Genomic DNA, 17575 nt, shown 5'->3' on the forward strand with positions numbered 1-17575 from the left:
TCCATTGTCACCCGCCGGACGGGCCCGGCGACGCACCAATATTCGGCGCGGCGGCTACCACGAGAAGACGCGTAGGTACCCGAAATCCCGAGATCTGGGGTACCTATGCGTCTGTTCGCGGTGAAGTGGAGAGCTACTTAGACGAGTTGAACTTGTTCATCGCGTCGTTCAAGCGCTGCAACGCCTCTCCGTACTTGCCGAAGTCACCGCTGCGCTGCGCATCCTGCGCCGCAGACAGCGCCGACTCGACCTCCTTGAGCGCGCCGGCCTTGGCCGGAGACAGCTGCACAGACTCACCCGGCGGGACCGCCGCGGCCGGCGGCGCAGCGACCTGCGGCGCCTGACCATCGGCATTGGCCGGCGGCTGGGCGGCCGGCGGCGCTTCCGGAGTGCCCGCGGCAGCCTGCGGCTTACCGTCGGTGGGAGCCACATTGGTGGCGGTGGCGCCGGCCCCCGGCCCGAACAGTTCGGTGAGGGCGTCACTGACGGTCGGGCCGTAGCCGACCTTGTCGCCGTAGAGCATGGCCACCCGGATCAACCGCGGGTAGGTCGACGCCGCGTCGCTGGTGCCCGGCGATGCGTAAACCGGTGCCACATAGAGCAATCCGCCATCGGCCACCGGCAGGGTCAACAGGTTGCCCCAACGGATCCGGTTCAGGTTGTCGCGTCCGATCACACCGAGGTCCTGTGTCACGGCCGTGTCGGTACTGATGGCGTTGAAGGCCTGTTTCGGGCCCTTGACCTCACCCGGAATGGTCAGCACGGTGATCTTGCCGTAGGTCGACGGATCCGAGCTGGCACTGACGTAGGCGGCCAGGAACTCGCGCTGCAGCCAGTTCAGCGCGCTCGTCAACTGGAACGACGGTGAACCATCGTTGTTCACAAGGTCCTTGGCGACGATGTAGAACGGCGGCTGATAGCTGCTTGCCGTCGGGTTGGGATCCAGCGGCACGTTCCAGAAATCGGCGTTGGTGAAGAACTTCACCGGATCGTCGACGTGGTACTTGGTCAGCAGGGACCGCTGCACCTTGAACAGATCCTCGGGGTAACGCAGGTGCGACTGCAACTCCGGGGAGATGTCCGCCTTCGGTTTGACGGTGCCCGGGAACACGCTCATCCAGGCCTTGAGCACCGGATCCTGCTCGTCCTGGGCGTACAGCGTCACGGTGCCGTCATAGGCGTCGACGGTGGCCTTGACCGAGTTGCGGATGTAGGACACCTGCTTGTCCGGAGCCAGCCGGTTGACCGCGACCTCGTTGGAATCGGCCGTCGCACTCGACAGTGTGGTCAGCTCCGAGTACGGGTAGTTGTCCAACGTGGTGTAGCCGTCGACGATCCAGACCATGCGCTTGTTGACGATCGCCGGGTACACGCTGGTGTCGGTGGTCAGCCACGGCGCCACCGCTTCCACCCGCTCGGCCGGATCGCGGTTGAACAGGATCTTGCTGTTCTCACCGATGACGTTGGACAGCAGGAAGTTCCGCTCGGCGAACTTGGCCGCGAACACCGTCCGGGCCAGCCAGTTGCCGATCGACACACCGCCGGTGCCCGAGTACGTGTAGTTCTTGGTGTCGGTGTTGGTTTCGTAGTCGTACTCGCGGTCGACGTCACCGTTCTTGCCGACGATCGCGTAGTCGGCCGAGGTATCGGCGATCACCGGACCGAAGTAGACCCGGGGCTGGTCCAACGGCGCCGGTCCGGGTGAGACCACCTTGCCGTTGGCGCCGACGACGCTGGCGAGGAACTCGGGGTAACCGCCGTTCTGGTTGGGGTCGTTGGCGATACCGCGCACCGTGTTGGCCGGGGACGCGATGAATCCGTTGCCGTGGGTGTAGACGGTGTGCCGGTTGATCCAGTCGCGCTGGTTCTCGATCAACCGGTCCGGGTTGAGTTCACGTGCGGCGACCACGAAGTCGCGCAGACCGCCATCAGGTCCGGCATAGCGGTCGATGGCCAGCTGATCCGGGAAGAAGTAGAAGTTCTTGCCCTGCTGGAACTGGGTGAATGCCGGGCTGACGATCGTCGGATCCAGCAGCCGGATGTTGGACGTGGTCGCCCGGTCCGCCGCCACCTGCGCGGCCGTCGTCTGACCGTTGCTCTCGTAATTGCGGTACGTCACCGTGTCGTTGGTGAGCCCGTAGGCCTGCCTGGTCGCGGTGATACTTCGGCTGATGTACTCGCTTTCCTTCTGCGCGGCGTTCGGCTTGACGCTGAACTGCTCGACGATCAGCGGCCACCCGGCACCCACCACCATCGAGCTCAGCAGCAGCAGCACCACACCGATGGCGGGAATCCGCAAGTCGCGCAGCACGATCGCCGAGAACACCGCCACCGCGCAGATCAGCGCGATGGCCAACAGGATCAGCTTGGCCGGCAGCACGGCGTTGATGTCGGTGTAGCCGGCACCGGTGAAGGGCTTGCCGGCGCGGGTATTGCTCAGCAGCTCGTAGCGGTCCATCCAGTACGCGAATGCCTTGAGCAGGATCAGGAAGCCGACCAGGCTGATCAGCTGGATGCGCGCGGCACGGCTCAGCGCTCCACTGCGACCGGTCAGGCGGATCCCGCCGAACACGTAGTGCCCCAGCAGATTCGCGACGAACGCCAGGAACGTCGCGACGAACAGGTACGTCAGCACCAGCCGATAGAACGGCAGGTCGAACGCGTAGAAGCCCAGATCCCGGCCGAACTGGGGATCGGCGATCCCGAAATCGCTGCCGTGCAGGAACAACTGCACCCGCACCCAGTAGCTCTGCGCGATCACCCCGGCCAGCAGGCCGATGAACACCGGCACCCCGATCCCGAACAGCCGCAACCGGGCCAGCACCGTGGTGCGGTAACGCGCCACCGGATCGTTCGGGCCTGCGGTCGGGACGAACACCGGACGGCTGCGGTAGGCCAGCGCCAGCCCGGCGAACACCACCACGCCGATGAGCAGCCCCACCACCAGGAACACGATGAGCCTGGTGGCCAGCACAGTGGTGAACACCGAGCGGTACCCCAGCTCGCCGAACCACAACCAGTCGACGTACCCGTCGACCACCCGAGGTCCGATCAACAGCGCCAGCACCGCCACCAGTGCCAGCCCGATCAGTACCCGGCTACGCCGTGTCAGCTTCGGCATCCTCGCCGCGGGCCGCATCCCCACTCGTGAACTCCCGTTTCAGCCTCGGTGGACTCGTGACATGCCCGGCGGGGCCGCCCGATTTTCTACAACTCTAGCCATCCGCGGGCCGCGTGCGGTCTAGCAACGAGGTGGTTCGCCACCGGCAGAAATCGTGTGCAACGCGTCGACCGCCTGAGTCAGCGTGTCGACCCTCACCAGATCCATGCCGTCCTGGGGTTCCGAGCGCGCCTCGGTGCAGTTGTCGGCGGGCACCAGGAACACGGTCGCCCCGGCCTCTTTGGCGGCCAGCATCTTGTGCGTGATGCCGCCGATGGACCCGACCTTGCCGTCACCGGTGATGGTTCCTGTGCCGGCGATGAACTTGCCGTCGTTGAGGTCACCGGTGGTCAGCTTGTCGACGACCGCCAGGCTGAACATCAGCCCAGCCGACGGGCCACCGATGTTGGCCAGGTTGAAGTCGATGTCGAACGGCGCCCACGGGGCATCGAGCACACCCACACCCAGGAACCCGTAGTCCCGGTCGGGATTGTCGCCGAGTGTGATGGTCGCGACCCCGGGCGGCGCATTCTTGCGACGGAAGTCGATCACCAGCTGGTCACCGGGCTTGGTCTTCTTCAAGATCGCCTGGAACTCGTCGAGGTTGGCCACCGGGGTGCCGTTCACCCCGTCGATCGCGTCGCCGTCATGCAGCTTGCCCGCCGAAGGACCGGGATCGGTGACACTCTGCACGGTCACCGCCACCGGGTACTTCAGGAAGGACAGAGCCGCGTACGCCGCACTGTCCTCGGACTTCTTGAAATCGGAGTTGTTGGCCTCGTCGATCTCGTTCTTGGACTTGTCCGGCGGGTACACCAGGTCGCGCGGAACCAGCTGCTCACGGCCCGACATCCACAGCGCCATCGCCTGGCCCAGGGTGAGGCCGTCACGCTGCGACACCGTGGTCATGTTCAGATGCCCCGTGGTGGGGTGCACGTGAGCGTCCAGTCCTTCGATGTCGACCACCTGCTTGCCCTCGACCTCGCCGAGGGTGTTGAAGGTCGGACCGGGCCCCAACGAGACGAAGGGCACCGTCACCACCGACAGCAGCACGCCGAACGCCACGATCGGCACCAGCGCAACCAGTAGCGTCAAAATCCGCCTGTTCACGCCGCCCACAGTAAAGCCTTCGCCGTCGTGTTCACCCACAGCGTGACCCGCAGCCGCACCCGGGCACCCGGTGATGAGTACCGTTGTGGGTATGGCTGACCTGCCCTTCGGCTTCTCCGCCGGGAATGACCCCGACCGAGACAAAGATAAGAAGGACCCCGATTCGGGATCCGGTTCCGGCAACTCCGGACCAGGTCCGGGATCGGATCCGTTCGGTTTCGGCATGGGCGGAGCCAACTTCGACATGGGCGATCTCGGGCAGATCTTCACCAAGCTCGGCGAGATGTTCAGCGGCGCAGGCAGTGCGATGGGCGGCGGCAAACAGTCCGGTCCGGTGAACTACGACCTGGCCCGGCAGCTGGCGTCCAACTCGATCGGGTTCGTCGCCCCCGTGCCGGAGAAGACGGTCGGAGCGGTCGCCGACGCCGTGCGGTTGGCCGAGACGTGGCTCGACGGGGTCACCCCGCTGCCCGCGGGCACCACCCGGTCGGTGGCGTGGACTCCCAGCGACTGGCTGGACAACACCCTGGACACCTGGAAGCGGCTGTGCGACCCGGTGGCCGAGCAGATCTCGTCGGTGTGGGCGTCGGCGTTGCCCGAAGAGGCCAAGAGCATGGCCGGTCCGCTGCTGGCGATGATGTCGCAGATGGGCGGTATGGCGTTCGGCTCCCAGCTGGGCCAGGCACTGGGCAAGCTGTCCCGCGAGGTGCTGACGTCCACTGACGTCGGCCTGCCGCTGGGCCCCAAGGGTGTCGCCGCGCTCATGCCCGAGGCCATCGAAACGCTGGCCGAGGGGCTCGAACGTCCGCGCAGCGAGATCCTGACCTTCCTGGCCGCCCGTGAGGCCGCCCACCACCGGCTGTTCAGCCATGTGCCGTGGCTGTCCAGCCAGCTGCTCGGCACGGTCGAGGCCTTCGCCAAGGGCATGAAGGTCGACATGACGGGCATCGAGGACTTCGCCCGCGGATTCAACCCGGCCTCCCTCAGCGATCCGTCGGAGATGGAGCAGCTGCTCAACCAGGGCATCTTCGAGCCCAAGGCCACCCCCGAGCAGGAAGCCGCCCTGGAGCGGCTGGAAACCCTGCTCGCGCTCATCGAAGGCTGGGTGCAGACCGTCGTCACCGCGGCACTGGGCGATCGCATCCCCGGCACCTCGGCACTGGCCGAGACGCTGCGTCGGCGTAGGGCGACCGGCGGGCCCGCCGAACAGACCTTCGCCACGCTCGTCGGCCTGGAACTGCGCCCCCGCAAGATGCGCGAGGCCGCGGTGCTGTGGGAACGGCTGACCGAGGCGGTGGGCACCGACGTCCGCGACGGTGTCTGGCAGCACCCGGACCTGTTGCCGAGCTCGGCCGATCTCGACGAGCCGGCAGGCTTCATCGACCGGATGATCGGCGGCGACACCAGCGGCATCGACAGTGCCTTCGAACAGGCCATCGCCGATCTCGAGAAGGAGCAGGGCAAACGCCGCGACGAAGACGGCGACAGCGAGTCCTGAGCCCCGCACGGCCTGTGGATAACTGAAACGGCCTCCCCCGCTGCCGTGGCACAGTCATCGGATGACGCGCTTCGTGCTGGCCGCGGACAGGCCGATCCTGCTGCGTCCCGACGGGGCGGTGCAGCTGGGTTGGGATCCGCGGCGCGCGGTGCTGGTGCGTCCCCCGCGCGACATGACCCAGACACAACTGGCGGATCTGCTGCGCGCACTGCAGGTCGGCACCACCCGGGACGAATTGGGCACGGCCGCAGAATCATTCGGTGACGCGGCGGCCATCGATGAGCTGCTCGACGCCCTCACCCAGACCGGAATACTCACAACGCAGGCCGCCCCGGGCGCACGGCGGACCCGCTCGGCCTCCATCCGCGTGCACGGCCGCGGCCCGCTGTCAGAGCTGCTGGCCAACGGCCTGCGCTGCTCGGGTGCCAAGGTCAGGCACAGCACGAACCCGCACACCAGGAACGTGGCAGCCACCACCGACCTGGTGGTGCTGGCCGACTACTTGATCACCGACCCGCGGCTGCTGCGGGAACTGCATCACGGCGGCATCGCCCACCTGTCGGTGCGGGTCCGTGACGGCGCCGGGTTGGTGGGCCCACTGGTGATCCCTGGCCTGACCAGTTGCCTGCACTGCGCTGATCTGCACCGCACCGATCGCGATGCGGCGTGGCCGGCGGTGGCCACCCAACTCCGGGGCGCCGTCGGCAGCGCCAGCCGGGCGACCATCCTGGCCACCGCCGCGTTGGCGATGCACCAGGTGGACCTGGTGATCCGGGCGGTCGGACACACCGCCGACGGCCGGCCCGCGCCCGAAGTACCGCCGACGCTGAACACCACCCTGGAACTCGACGCCGACGGATACTCGATCGTCGCGCGGCACTGGTCCCGCCACCCCGACTGTCAGTGTTGAAAACGTTTGTTGCCAGTTGGTTGTGGGCGATTCAGGCGAGTCATGGATGATGGTCTGGTGTCTGACATCAAACGTGGAAGCGTGGCACGGAATGCGAAGCTCGCCGGCTTGGCCGGCGGCATGGCGGGTCGGGCCGCGCTGGGCTTCGGCAAGCGTCTGACCGGCAAGTCCAAGGACGAAGTCACTGCCGAGTTGATGGACAAGGCCGCTCAACAGCTGTTCGCCGTGCTCGGCGAGCTCAAGGGCGGGGCGATGAAGGTGGGCCAGGCACTGTCGGTGCTGGAGGCCGCCATCCCCGAGCAGTACGGCAAGCCGTATCGCGAAGCGCTGACCAAATTGCAGCGCGAGGCCCCGCCGCTTCCGGCCGCCAAGGTGCACCGGGTGCTCGATGCGCAGCTCGGCACCAAGTGGCGGGAGCGGTTCACCTCGTTCGACGACACCCCGGTGGCCTCGGCCAGCATCGGTCAGGTGCACAAGGCCGTCTGGTCGGACGGGCGTGAGGTGGCCGTCAAGATCCAGTACCCCGGCGCCGACGAGGCGCTGCGCGCCGATCTCAAGACCATTCAGCGCATGGTCGGCGTGTTCAAGCAGCTAGCCCCCGGTGTGGACATCCAGGGCATCGTCGACGAGTTGCTCGAACGCACCGAGATGGAGCTGGACTACCGGCTGGAGGCGGACAACCAACGCGCGTTCGCCAAGGCCTACCGCGACGATCCACACTTCGCCGTGCCCGCGATCGTCGCCAGCGCACCGAAGGTCGTCATCGCCGAATGGATGGACGGCATCCCGATGTCGGTGATCATCCGCGACGGCACCCCCGAGCAACGCGACCTGATGGGCACCCGGTTGTCCGAACTCACCTTCGACGCCCCCAAACGCCTGCAGATGATGCACGGCGATGCCCACCCCGGGAATTTCATGCTGCTGCCCGACGGTCGGATGGGCGTCATCGACTTCGGCGCGGTCGCACCGCTGCCCGACGGCTTCCCGACTGCCCTGGGTGAGTGCATCCGGCTGGCCCGGGACAAGAACTACGACGAGTTGCTGCCCACCATGGAGGAAGCCGGTTTCATCCAGAAGGGCGAACAGGTTTCGATCGAGGAAGTCGACGACATGTTGCGTCAGTACGTCGAACCGATCGAAGTCGACGTCTTCCATTACAACCGCCGGTGGATTCAGCGGATGGCGGCCGGGCAGATGGACAACTGGGTGGCCCAGATCAGAACGGCCCGCCAGCTCGACCTGCCGCCGAACCTGGCCATCCCGCTGCGGGTGATCGCCTCGACCATCGCGATGTGCTGCCAGCTGGACGCCCATGTGCCGGTGAAGGCGATTGCCACCGAACTGGTTCCGGGTTTCGCCGAAGAAGCGGCCTAGCGCAACGGATTTCGCTGCACGCCGAAGCACCGAACGGCGCCGAGTGTCTCGCACTCGGCGCCGTCGGTGTCTTCAGACGTCATGCGGCGGCCGGGTTACCCGCGGCGTTCTTCCGCGGACGCCCACGCGGCCGCTTGCGGGCCACGATGGTTCCGCGGTCGAGGATCTCGCCGCCCCAAACGCCCCACGGCTCCTGCCGTTCCAGCGCGGCGGCCAGGCATGCGTTGCGGATCGGGCAATCCGCGCACAACGCCTTGGCCTGCTCCAGATCGACTGGGCTCTCGGCGAACCACAGATCGGGATCCCCGATGTGGCACGGCACCGCCGGCAGCCGCTCCTCGCATGTCAACGGCGCGACGCTCACCTCCGGAGCGGTCATCGCAATGGACATGTGCTTATCCCCCTACTTCCTGGTCGTAGTTTGTCTGCGATCTGTCTTTCGATGGATCTGCGACCAGGTTTCTGGGGGTGGAGAACGACTCCCAAAAAAATTGGCCACGGATCCGTTTTGACTGCGGTCCGTGGCCATTTGGCTGGTGATGGGAGCTCTACCTAGTAGGGGCTCCGATCCACGGACGTGCCAGTCGCGGCGGCGGCACGGCGCTTGTGCTGCGGTGCAAAAGCAGCGGCGCCAGCCAGCCATCCGGCGGCGGCGGGGGCAGCGGGTGCGGCGTGCCGGCGAACTGCCGGGGAAACCGCGGCAGCGGCGACGGCGAGCACGGACGACGGCATGCCAGCAACCGCTACACCGCTGAATTCGATGTTGTTATCCATTGCGGGCACCCTCCTTCCGTCTCGTCACCAGAGCTGTGTTACGAGGCTAAAGCCTAACAGCCGAATCGCACAACCTATTTTCTACCTGCGGTTTTGGCTCGATCTTTACGAATTTTGGCGGCCGCGGACCAACTCGAGAACGTCCGGGCCGTACTGCTCGAGCTTGCGCGCACCGATTCCGGGGAGCGCAACCAGCGCGGCCTCGTCGGCGGGCATCGACTCGGCGATGGCGATCAGGGTGTTGTCGGTGAACACCACGTACGCCGGCACTTTCATCTCCTTGGAGACGCGCAGCCGCCACTCCTTGAGCTCGGCGAGCAGCTCCTCATCCAGGTCCGACGGACAGGTTTCGCAGCGGCGCAACATGATCGCCGGCGGCGTCGACAGCGGGGCATTGCACACCCGGCACCGCGGCGCCGGGCCGCGCGGACGACGCGCCCGGTCCGGGCCTGTGCCTGCGGAATTCTGCAGTTGCGGTGCGATGCCGTTGAGGAACCGCGACGGTCGCCGGCCCTGGCGCCCGCCAGGGGTGCGGGCCAGCGCCCAGCTCAGCCCGAGGTGCACCCGTGCCCGGGTGACCCCGACGTAGAGCAGACGACGCTCCTCCTCCACCGGCTCGCTGTCGGGACCGTGCGCGAGGGCATGCGAGATCGGCAAGGTGTTGTCGGCGAGGCCGACCAGGAACACCGCATCCCACTCCAGGCCCTTGGCCGCGTGCAGCGACGCCAACGTCACGCCCTGCACCACGGGTGGATGCCGGGAGTCGGCCCGCTGGCGCAGCTCGGCGACCAGGGCCCGCAGATCCAGCTCGGGACGAACCGCAACCTCTTCGTCGACCAACTCGGCCAACGCCGTCAGCGCTTCCCAGCGATCGCGGGCCTTGGTACCGGCGGGTGGTTCGGCGGTCAGGCCGAGTGGCTCGAGCAATTCCCGCACGAGCGCGGGCAGGTCGTCCTCGGGGATGTCACGTTCGGCGAAGCGTTGCATCGCCACCAACGCCTGGCGGATCTCCTGACGGCTGAAGAAGCCCTCACCGCCGCGCACCTGGAAGGCGACCCCGGCCTCGGTGAGCGCCTCCTCGTACACCTCGGATTGCGCGTTGATCCGGTAGAGCACAGCGATTTCAGCCGGCTCCGTTCCGTTTTCGATCAGCTTCTTGATGGACCGGGCAACGGCATTGGCCTCGGCCACCTCGTCGGGATACTCCGAGAACGTCGGCTCCGGACCGGGGTCGCGCTGCCCCACGAGGTGCAGCTTGCTGCCTGCCATCCGGCCGCGGGCGGCCGCGATCACCCGGTTGGCCAACGAGACCACCTGCGGTGTGGAGCGGTAGTCACGCTCCAGCCGCACCACGGCGGCGTCCGGGAAGCGCCGCGAGAAATCCAACAGGAAACGCGGGGTGGCCCCGGTGAACGAATAGATCGTCTGGTTGGCGTCACCGACAACGGTGAGGTCGTCGCGCTCCCCCAACCAGGCATCGAGCACCCGTTGCTGCAGCGGCGTGACGTCCTGGTACTCGTCGACGACGAAGCAGCGGTAGCGGTCGCGGAATTCCTGGGCGACCGCGGCGTCGTTCTCGATCGCCGCGGCGGTGTGCAGCAGCAGATCGTCGAAATCCAACAGCGCCGAGCCGTCCCTGCGGGCCTTGAGCGCCTCGTACCCCGAATAGACGGCCGCGACCTTGGCCGCATCGAACGGGATGTCGCGCCCAACCTTGGCCACCGCGGTGCTGTAGGCCTCCGGTGTGATCAAAGACGCCTTGGCCCACTCGATTTCACCGGCCAGATCACGGACGTCGTCGGTACTGGTCTGCATGCCGGCGCGGTTCGCGGCCTGCGCGACGACGGCGAACTTGCTGTCGAGCAGCTCCCACCCGGTGTCGCCGACCAGACGCGGCCAGAAGTACTGCAATTGCCGGCGCGCCGCGGCGTGGAACGTCACCGCCTGCACCGCAGCGGTGTTCACCCCGGATTCCTGGCCCAGGACCCGCAACCGGCCCCGCATCTCGCCGGCAGCGCGCGCGGTGAACGTCACCGCGAGCACCTGGCTGGGCGCGACGTGACCGCCGGCGACCAGGTGCGCGATCCGGCGGGTGATGGTGCGGGTCTTGCCGGTACCCGCGCCGGCCAGCACGCACACCGGGCCGCGGGCGGCCAGTACTGCCTCCCGCTGCTCATCGTCCAGATCGCCCAGGGCGGGCGAGGGAGCCTCCAACGGCATGCGGTCCATGATGTCAGGGACCGGTGACAGTCTCGGGCCCGGCGTGGCCCCGGCCTACTGCTGCCGGCTCAGCCACTGTTCGAAGGTGGTGGGCGCGATGCGCGCGCCGTCACCGGGCAGCAGCGCATTGCCCGCCATCTCGACACCGAAGATCGATGACCACGTCGGCACCAGCGTCACCTCCCTGCCACGCACCGCAAGGGTCCGCCGGGCCATGTCGACGAGATCCTGCGTCTGCGGGCCGGCCACGTCGGCATGGCGGCCCTGCGGGTCGCCCACCACGACCTCGGCGAGCACGTCCGCGATGTCGTCCGGATCGATGGGCTGCACCAACAGCGGCGCGATCGGCGCAGTGGCACCGTCGGGGCCGTCCTGTTCGGTCCAGCCCACCACCATCTCGGCGAAATCGTGGAACTGGGTGGCGGGCACGACCGTCCACGGCACCGGCCCCGCCTCGACCAGCCGCTCCTGCTCGCGTTTTCCGGCGTAGTGCGGATTGCCGTCGATGTCGTGGATCCCCACGATCGACAACAGCACATGATGCGCCACCCCCGCCCGGCCCTCGGCGGCGAGCAGGTTGCGGGTGGCAGTGCCCAGGTAATCCACGGTGGTGTCCCGGTCGGTGGGCGGGGCGCTGATCGCGTCGACGACCGCCTGCACCCCGGCCAGGGCCGCGTCCAGACCCTGGCCGGTGGACAGGTCCACCCCGTTCGAGCGGCTGATCGCCACCACCTCGTGTCCTGCGCCCTTCAGGGCGGCGACCACGCGCGCCCCGATGTTTCCCGTCGCGCCTGCCACTGCGATTCGCATGATGTCTCCCGTTCCGTGTGACCACCTATCTCGGACTATATAGGTCCGTAATATCTGTAATAAAGTACGAGTTGTGAAACTCCCCGTGGCCACCGAGTGGGCGCTGCATTGCGCGACGTCACTGGCGCAGCTCGAGCCGGGCGCCACCGCATCGGCCGCCGACCTCGCGGAGTACTTCGACCTGCCCGCCGCCTATCTGTCCAAGCAGCTGCAGGCGCTGACCCGTGCGGGTGTACTGACCGCTACAACCGGTCCCCGCGGTGGCTTCCGGCTGGGCCGGGCACCCACCGACATCACGCTGCTGCACATCGTCGAGGCCGTCGACGGCGCGGCGCCGCCGTACGAATGCCGCGAGATCCGCAGGCAGGGCCGCGGCGCCCTCCCCACGAGCTGGTGCCGCCACGAGTGCATCCTCTCGGTGAAAATGGCTGATGCCCACCAGGCGTGGCGAGCCAGCCTCGACGGCGTCACCCTCGCCGACATCCTCGCCGACATCCCGGCCGCGGCGCCTGCGCGCACCCGAAAGCTGTTGGGCAGGCCGGGCTCATAGCAGCAGCCGGCGCAACTCCTCGCGGCCGCCGTCGTCGAGCGGCAACAACGGGAGACGCGGGTCTCCGACGCCCTGACCCAACAGTTCGAGTCCACCCTTGATGGTGGTGGGCAGGCCGCCGGCCACGATGAACTCCAGAAAGGGCTTGAGTTCGGTGTAGATGGCATCGGCCTTCGTCCAGTCTCCGGCCCGTGCCGCTGCATAGAGATCCAGGCATGGCTGCGGCAGCAGGTTCGGCGCCGCTGTGCACCAGCCCTTGGCCCCGGCCTTGAAGGCCTTGAGAACCATCGGATTACTGCCGTTGTAGAACGGCAGTTGGCCCCCGGTGAGCTCGGACAGCCGCTCCATGCGGGTGATGTCGCCGGTGGATTCCTTGACCATGGCGACGTTGTCGATGTCCTTGAACATCTGAACCAGCAGTTCGGGCCGCATGTCGATGCCGCTGGTAGCCGGGTTGTTGTACACCATGATCGGAATGCCGATCGCGGCGCCGATCGCGGCGTAGTGCTGGGCGATCTCCCGTTCGGACAGTTTCCAGTAGGAAATGGGCAGCACCATCACCGCGTCCGCGCCGGACCGCTCGGCATACCGGGCCCGGCGAATGGTGTTGGCAGTGGTCAGATCCGAGGCGCCGATGATGACGGGCACCCGACGGTCGACCACGCCGATCGTGGTGTCGATGACGGCATCGAACTCGGCCTCGGTGAGATATGCCGACTCACCGGTGCTGCCGAGCGGGACGATCCCGTGGGCTCCGCCGGTCACCAAACGGTCGACCAGCGCGGCAAGCTTGTCCGTGTCGACCTTGTGATCTTCGGTGAAGGGCGTCACCGGATAAGCGAGAATTCCGTGGATCTCGGTGCTGGATGGCATGTTTCGGGTCCTTCTTTCGGAGGGATGGGGGCGGATCTCAGGGTCAGCTGGTCAACGCGTCGGGATGATTGCGGAGCGCGCGTCGGGCGTAATAGGCGAAGTTGGCCTGACTGCGTTTGGGCCGCAGCGTCCAGTCGTGGGCCTCGCGGGCCAGTCGCGGCGGCAGGTCGGCGATCGTCCCCGCTGCCATGGCGGCCAGTTGCAGTTCGGCACCGCGTTCGATCAGCATCGCCAGCGAGCACGACTCCTCGATGCTGGCTCCGGCGATCACGTGACCGTGGTGCGCCAACAGGATGGCCTTCTTGTCTCCCAGCGCCGCACTGATGATCTCGCCCTCTTCATTGCCGACAGGAACTCCCGGCCAGTCGGCAAGAAAGGCGCAATCGTCATACAACGGTGCGATATCCATCTGGGACACCTGCAACGGAACTTCCAGCATCGACAGCGCGGCGACGTGGAACGGATGGGTGTGCACGATGCACTGCACATCCGGCCGCGCGCGGTAGATCCAGGTGTGGAATCGATTGGCGGGGTTTGCCATTCCCCCGCCTTCGAGGACGTTCAGATCCTCGTCGACGAGCAGAAGGTTGTCTTCGGTGATCTCGTCGAAACCCAAACCGAGTCGCTGGGTGTAGTAGGTACCCGGCCTCTCGGCTCGTGCGGTGATCTGGCCGGCCAGGCCTGAGTCGTGGCCCGAGTCGAACAGGGCCCGGCACGTCAGGGCCAGCTTCTGCCGCGTCGTCAGCGTGGACTCCTCGATATGGGTCGACAGACCATCGAGTGCGCGCTGCATCAGAACTTGTTTCGAATCACCAAGCGTGGTGGTCATCTCGGCATACCTTTCACGTTGAGGGACCGGCGACACAATCTCGACGATAGGACACATCGTGTCTTTTCGTCAACACTCGATGCGAGAGCTACGCCCAACGGCACCTTTCAGGGACTCCGCTCCGGCCGCCCCGCCGAACCGGCAAGCATGTTTCCATTAGGACACTTTGTGTCCTATGATTGGTGGACGAAGCGAACGAACAGATGAAGAGGGAGCGAGAAGCCATGAAGCACTTCGCAATATCCACAGCGATTTCCATCGGCGCCGCCGCAGGCTGGCTCACAGCAGGAGCCGCTGTCGCCGCCGCGGCCCCAACCGGACCGTCGGCAGCCGAAACGATCGCGCGCCTACAAGCAGACGGCAAGCGGGTGATCATCAACAAAGTCGGCAGCGGCCCGCTCAGTGAGTGCACGGTGACCGATGTCCGTGCCGTCGTCGTCCGCCCGCAGGCGAAGACGGTCACCATTCACGGCCTGCCGGATTTCGAACCCATCCCGACGGTGCACGTCAACCTCAAATGCTGACGAACCGCGCCTGCGGCGAAAGGACGTCAGCCGTCAGCGGTTGCGGCTGTACTCGGTGTGGGTGATCACCAGAACCTCGCTGGGCGTGCTTCCCCGCTGCCGCAATTGGTGAGGCAAGGAGGCGTCGAAGTACGCGCAATCGCCGGCTTCCAAGGTGACCAACTCGTCCTGGTAGCGCAGCTCCACCACGCCTGCGTGGACGAACACCAACTCCTGCCCGGCGTGTTCTGGATGCGGGTGCTCGGCGAACTTGAGCGTTGGCCGCACGATGAACGGTGACATCGACTTTCCGAGCATGCCGGCGGCCACGGCCTGATACCGGTTGTCCCCCCGCTCGCCGGCGCGGTCGATCGACAACGTCGTGACCGCTGGATCCTCGGAAAACAGCTGTGCGACATCGACCTCGAGTGCACGGGCCACTTTCATCGCCACCGCGATCGACGGGGTGGATCGCTGCCGTTCGACCTTGGACAGGTAGCTCTTGGTCAGTCCGGTCGCCTCGGCGAGTTCCTCGAGGGTCATGCCCCGCTGTTGACGCACAGCACGCAAGAGAGCGCTCATAACACCTCCTGCTCACAACGCCCGCTGTTCCCATGGTCCCATAGGACAGCGGGTGTCATATCGTCGACATCCCGAATCGACGACGAGCCGATCAGTTGCCGGTGGCGGTGACCAACGCCCAGAGACCCTCCGCACCGGCGGCGGTGGCGTAGTCGGTGAGCACCTGGTCCCAGTGCGCGACCGAGCCGTACTCCGAGCGCCAGGACAGCGCGGGCATCGTGAACTCGTGCAACCGGTGTTCAACCGTGGTGCCGATCGCACCGTGCACCTGGTGGCCGTTGCGCACCACGACCGAGGTGGCATGTCCGACGCACGAACGTGCCACAGCGACAAGGAAATCCAGGTGCGGCGAGGACCAATCTGATCGCAGCGCCTCGGCCAGGGCGCCGTCGGTTGCGGCCCGGGCCAGTGCCGATTCGGCGGCGATGTCGGCCACCAGATTCTGCACAGCCTGAAACTTGGCCAGCGGACGGCCGAACTGAGTGCGTTCGCGGACATGCGCCACCGACAGCTCCAGGATCCGGTCCAGCGCGGCGCACACCTGGACGGCACGCACCAGAGCAGCCCGCTGCGTGAACTGTTCGACCACATTGTCGGGCACTGGGTTTCCGGTCAGGGCCCCGAGGTCCGCGCGGACCTCGTCGCGCGGCTCCCCCGCGTTGTTGTGTCCTGCAGTGACCGACAGCGACGCGGTGTCCGCATCGGTCACGCGGTAGCCGGTGCCGTCGCGCCAGAGCAGCACCACCCGCACGGAGTCCGCCGCCCAGGGCACACCACGTGCGACACCGGCGTCGTCGAGCAGACACGCGGTGCGTCGCGCGTCATCGACCCCCAGCCCCGCCGTCTCCAACAGCCAGCAGGCCAGCAGATCATGTTCGGCCAGCGGGATTCTCACCCCGTGCGAGGCAGCCGCGCGCAGCAGCTCGACGGCCTCGGCCCAGCCGGCGCCACTGCCCCCGGACTCCTCGGACCCGGTGAGCCGGACCAGCCCGAGTTCCCCCAGCCGGCCCCACAATTCGGCGATGCCCTCACCGGGCTGATGCTGTTCGCGGTGCGCGGCGAAGACCGCCGACATCATCTCGGCCAGTTCGGCGTCGACACTCATCAGGACCTTCTCTTCTTCGCGCAAGCGCTCATCAGTGCCCATCTCTTCTTCGCGCAAGCGCTCATCAGTGCCCATCTCTTCTTCGCGCAAGCGCTCATCAGCGCAACCCCAGTCCCCGCGCAATCACACCGCGCAGAACCTCGTTGGTACCGCCGCGCAGGGTGAATCCCGGACGTTGGACCACCGCATCAGCCAGCATGGACCGGTACCCCTCGTCATCGGTCTCACCGAGTACGTCGGCGAAATCGGCGATGTCACCTTCGGTGGAGGTGCCCAGCACCTTGACCACGGCCGCCGCGGTATCAGCCGGTTCGTGACGCTCCAGCGCACCGGCGACCGCCATCGACATCTGGTGCAGGCCGGTGATGCGGCCCAGATAGCGCCCCAGGTCGGTATGGCGGGGCAGAGATCCGTCACGCATGTGCGTGGCCATGTCGGCCAGCAGCGGGAACGTCGACAGGAAGCGCTCGGGCCCACTGCGTTCGAAGCTCAGCTCCGAGGTCACCTGCTGCCAGCCGTTGCCGATCGTGCCGAACACCAGGGCGTCGGGCACGAACACCTCATCGAGGATCACCTCATTGAAATGATGCTTGCCGTTCATCGAGATGATCGGCCGGATGTCGACGCCCGGTGCCCGCAGATCGACGATGAACTGGCTCAGGCCCTCGTGCCGGTGCGCAGGATCCACCGGCGCACTGCGGGCCAGGCAGATGAAGGCGTGCGCCAGATGCGCCCCGGACGTCCACACCTTGGCGCCGGTGATCGCCCAACCTCCGTCGACCTGGACCGCCTTGGTGCGCACGCTGGCCAGATCCGATCCGGAATCCGGCTCGCTCATCCCGATACCGAAGTAGCACTCGCCTTTGGCTATGGCGGGCAAGAACTTTCGCCGCTGTTCCTCGGTGCCGTACTTGAGCAACGACGGAACGATCTGACGGTCGGCGATCCAGTGCGCCCCGACCGGAGCCCCGGCGGCCAGCAGTTCCTCGGTGACCACGAACCGCTCCTGGTGACTGCGCCCGTGCCCGCCGTAGGAGACCGGCACCGTCATCCCCAGCCAACCGCGGGCCGCCAGCGCCCGGCTGAAGTCCTCGTCCCAACCGGTCAGCCAACTGTCCGCGTACCGGCCGATCTTGCCGGCCCGCTGCTGCGCGGCGACAAACTCCCGCACCTGCAATCGCAACTCGTCGAGCGCATGCGGGTCGCCGGCTACCGGCGGCACCAACCTGGTCATGTTCAGCTCCGTCCACTGCGGATTAGCAACTTACCGCCGC

16 protein-coding genes are annotated in these 17575 nt (G+C 66.9%); 5 read left to right on the forward strand and 11 right to left on the reverse strand.

Translation table 11 applies throughout. From position 1 onward, the window contains the following. Positions 1-133 precede the first annotated feature (133 nt). Together EH231_RS22200 and EH231_RS22205 are read right to left on the reverse strand one after the other, a co-directional pair. On the reverse strand, positions 134-3145 hold the full coding sequence (locus tag EH231_RS22200; protein WP_090432853.1) for a UPF0182 family protein: 3012 nt from the start codon (positions 3143-3145) through the stop codon (positions 134-136). A 96-nt stretch (positions 3146-3241) separates the two neighbouring features. Beyond that, entirely contained in the window at positions 3242-4270 is a 1029-nt protein-coding gene (locus EH231_RS22205; protein WP_164480980.1) for a YlbL family protein, read from the reverse strand. A gap of 91 nt (positions 4271-4361) precedes the next feature. On the opposite strand from EH231_RS22205, the gene EH231_RS22210 reads away from it, so the two are divergent. The 3 genes from EH231_RS22210 (at position 4362) to EH231_RS22220 (ending at position 8055) form a co-directional block, all read left to right on the forward strand. Beyond that, positions 4362-5768 (forward strand): zinc-dependent metalloprotease, encoded by a 1407-nt coding sequence (locus EH231_RS22210; protein WP_124713345.1) that lies wholly within the window; start codon positions 4362-4364, stop codon positions 5766-5768. 61 nt (positions 5769-5829) lie between these two features. After that, positions 5830-6678, forward strand: coding sequence for a cyclodehydratase (locus EH231_RS22215; protein ID WP_124713346.1), 849 nt, complete (start codon positions 5830-5832; stop codon positions 6676-6678). A 42-nt stretch (positions 6679-6720) separates the two neighbouring features. After that, positions 6721-8055 (forward strand): macrolide-binding ATPase MABP-1, encoded by a 1335-nt coding sequence (locus tag EH231_RS22220; RefSeq protein WP_164480981.1) that lies wholly within the window; start codon positions 6721-6723, stop codon positions 8053-8055. Positions 8056-8134: 79 nt separating this feature from the next. Here the strand turns inward: EH231_RS22220 and EH231_RS22225 are convergent, their stop codons facing one another. The 4 genes from EH231_RS22225 to EH231_RS22235 form a co-directional block, all read right to left on the reverse strand. Then, on the reverse strand, positions 8135-8446 hold the full coding sequence (locus tag EH231_RS22225) for a WhiB family transcriptional regulator (protein WP_090432845.1): 312 nt from the start codon (positions 8444-8446) through the stop codon (positions 8135-8137). Between the two features lie 161 nt (positions 8447-8607). After that, on the reverse strand, positions 8608-8829 hold the full coding sequence (locus EH231_RS33970) for a hypothetical protein (protein ID WP_164480982.1): 222 nt from the start codon (positions 8827-8829) through the stop codon (positions 8608-8610). Positions 8830-8934: 105 nt separating this feature from the next. Next, positions 8935-11058 carry an ATP-dependent DNA helicase UvrD2 gene (locus EH231_RS22230; RefSeq protein WP_277425613.1) on the reverse strand — a complete coding sequence of 708 codons (2124 nt, stop codon included), beginning with the start codon at positions 11056-11058 and terminating at the stop codon, positions 8935-8937. Between the two features lie 45 nt (positions 11059-11103). Beyond that, positions 11104-11859, reverse strand: coding sequence for an SDR family oxidoreductase (locus tag EH231_RS22235; RefSeq protein WP_124713348.1), 756 nt, complete (start codon positions 11857-11859; stop codon positions 11104-11106). 73 nt (positions 11860-11932) lie between these two features. Between EH231_RS22235 and EH231_RS22240 the strand changes: the two genes are divergently transcribed. Next, a complete protein-coding gene (locus EH231_RS22240; RefSeq protein ID WP_124713349.1) occupies positions 11933-12409 on the forward strand; it encodes an RrF2 family transcriptional regulator in 477 nt (158 codons plus the stop codon). Here EH231_RS22240 and EH231_RS22245 read toward each other — a convergent pair. Together EH231_RS22245 and EH231_RS22250 are read right to left on the reverse strand one after the other, a co-directional pair. Then, the gene (locus EH231_RS22245; protein WP_090432838.1) at positions 12404-13282 is read right to left on the reverse strand and encodes a dihydrodipicolinate synthase family protein; all 879 of its coding nucleotides are present in this window, start codon (positions 13280-13282) and stop codon (positions 12404-12406) included. The genes EH231_RS22240 and EH231_RS22245 overlap by 6 nt on opposite strands. A gap of 43 nt (positions 13283-13325) precedes the next feature. Continuing rightward, positions 13326-14111 carry an aldolase gene (locus tag EH231_RS22250; protein WP_124713350.1) on the reverse strand — a complete coding sequence of 262 codons (786 nt, stop codon included), beginning with the start codon at positions 14109-14111 and terminating at the stop codon, positions 13326-13328. Between the two features lie 182 nt (positions 14112-14293). On the opposite strand from EH231_RS22250, the gene EH231_RS22255 reads away from it, so the two are divergent. Further along, a complete protein-coding gene (locus EH231_RS22255) occupies positions 14294-14635 on the forward strand; it encodes a hypothetical protein (RefSeq protein ID WP_124713351.1) in 342 nt (113 codons plus the stop codon). Positions 14636-14668: 33 nt separating this feature from the next. Here the strand turns inward: EH231_RS22255 and EH231_RS22260 are convergent, their stop codons facing one another. The 3 genes from EH231_RS22260 to EH231_RS22270 form a co-directional block, all read right to left on the reverse strand. After that, a complete protein-coding gene (locus tag EH231_RS22260) occupies positions 14669-15196 on the reverse strand; it encodes a helix-turn-helix domain-containing protein (RefSeq protein WP_124713352.1) in 528 nt (175 codons plus the stop codon). 91 nt (positions 15197-15287) lie between these two features. After that, positions 15288-16301, reverse strand: a complete 1014-nt coding sequence (locus EH231_RS22265) for an acyl-CoA dehydrogenase family protein (RefSeq protein ID WP_124714354.1) — start codon at positions 16299-16301, stop codon at positions 15288-15290. A 97-nt stretch (positions 16302-16398) separates the two neighbouring features. After that, entirely contained in the window at positions 16399-17541 is a 1143-nt protein-coding gene (locus EH231_RS22270; protein ID WP_124713353.1) for an acyl-CoA dehydrogenase family protein, read from the reverse strand. Between the last annotated feature and the right edge of the window lie 34 nt (positions 17542-17575).

The organism is Mycolicibacterium nivoides (genome assembly GCF_003855255.1).
Classification (GTDB): Bacteria; Actinomycetota; Actinomycetes; order Mycobacteriales; family Mycobacteriaceae; genus Mycobacterium; species Mycobacterium nivoides.

Coding starts and splice junctions, on each gene's coding strand:
- EH231_RS33970 (WP_164480982.1), bottom strand. CDS start 8,829: ATGGATAACAACATCGAATTCAGCGGTGTAGCGGTTGCTGGCATGCCG.
- EH231_RS22210 (WP_124713345.1), top strand. CDS start 4,362: ATGGCTGACCTGCCCTTCGGCTTCTCCGCCGGGAATGACCCCGACCGA.
- EH231_RS22235 (WP_124713348.1), bottom strand. CDS start 11,859: ATGCGAATCGCAGTGGCAGGCGCGACGGGAAACATCGGGGCGCGCGTG.
- EH231_RS22220 (WP_164480981.1), top strand. CDS start 6,721: ATGGATGATGGTCTGGTGTCTGACATCAAACGTGGAAGCGTGGCACGG.
- EH231_RS22230 (WP_277425613.1), bottom strand. CDS start 11,058: ATGGACCGCATGCCGTTGGAGGCTCCCTCGCCCGCCCTGGGCGATCTG.
- EH231_RS22265 (WP_124714354.1), bottom strand. CDS start 16,301: ATGAGTGTCGACGCCGAACTGGCCGAGATGATGTCGGCGGTCTTCGCC.
- EH231_RS22250 (WP_124713350.1), bottom strand. CDS start 14,111: ATGACCACCACGCTTGGTGATTCGAAACAAGTTCTGATGCAGCGCGCA.
- EH231_RS22245 (WP_090432838.1), bottom strand. CDS start 13,282: ATGCCATCCAGCACCGAGATCCACGGAATTCTCGCTTATCCGGTGACG.
- EH231_RS22260 (WP_124713352.1), bottom strand. CDS start 15,196: ATGAGCGCTCTCTTGCGTGCTGTGCGTCAACAGCGGGGCATGACCCTC.
- EH231_RS22225 (WP_090432845.1), bottom strand. CDS start 8,446: ATGTCCATTGCGATGACCGCTCCGGAGGTGAGCGTCGCGCCGTTGACA.
- EH231_RS22215 (WP_124713346.1), top strand. CDS start 5,830: ATGACGCGCTTCGTGCTGGCCGCGGACAGGCCGATCCTGCTGCGTCCC.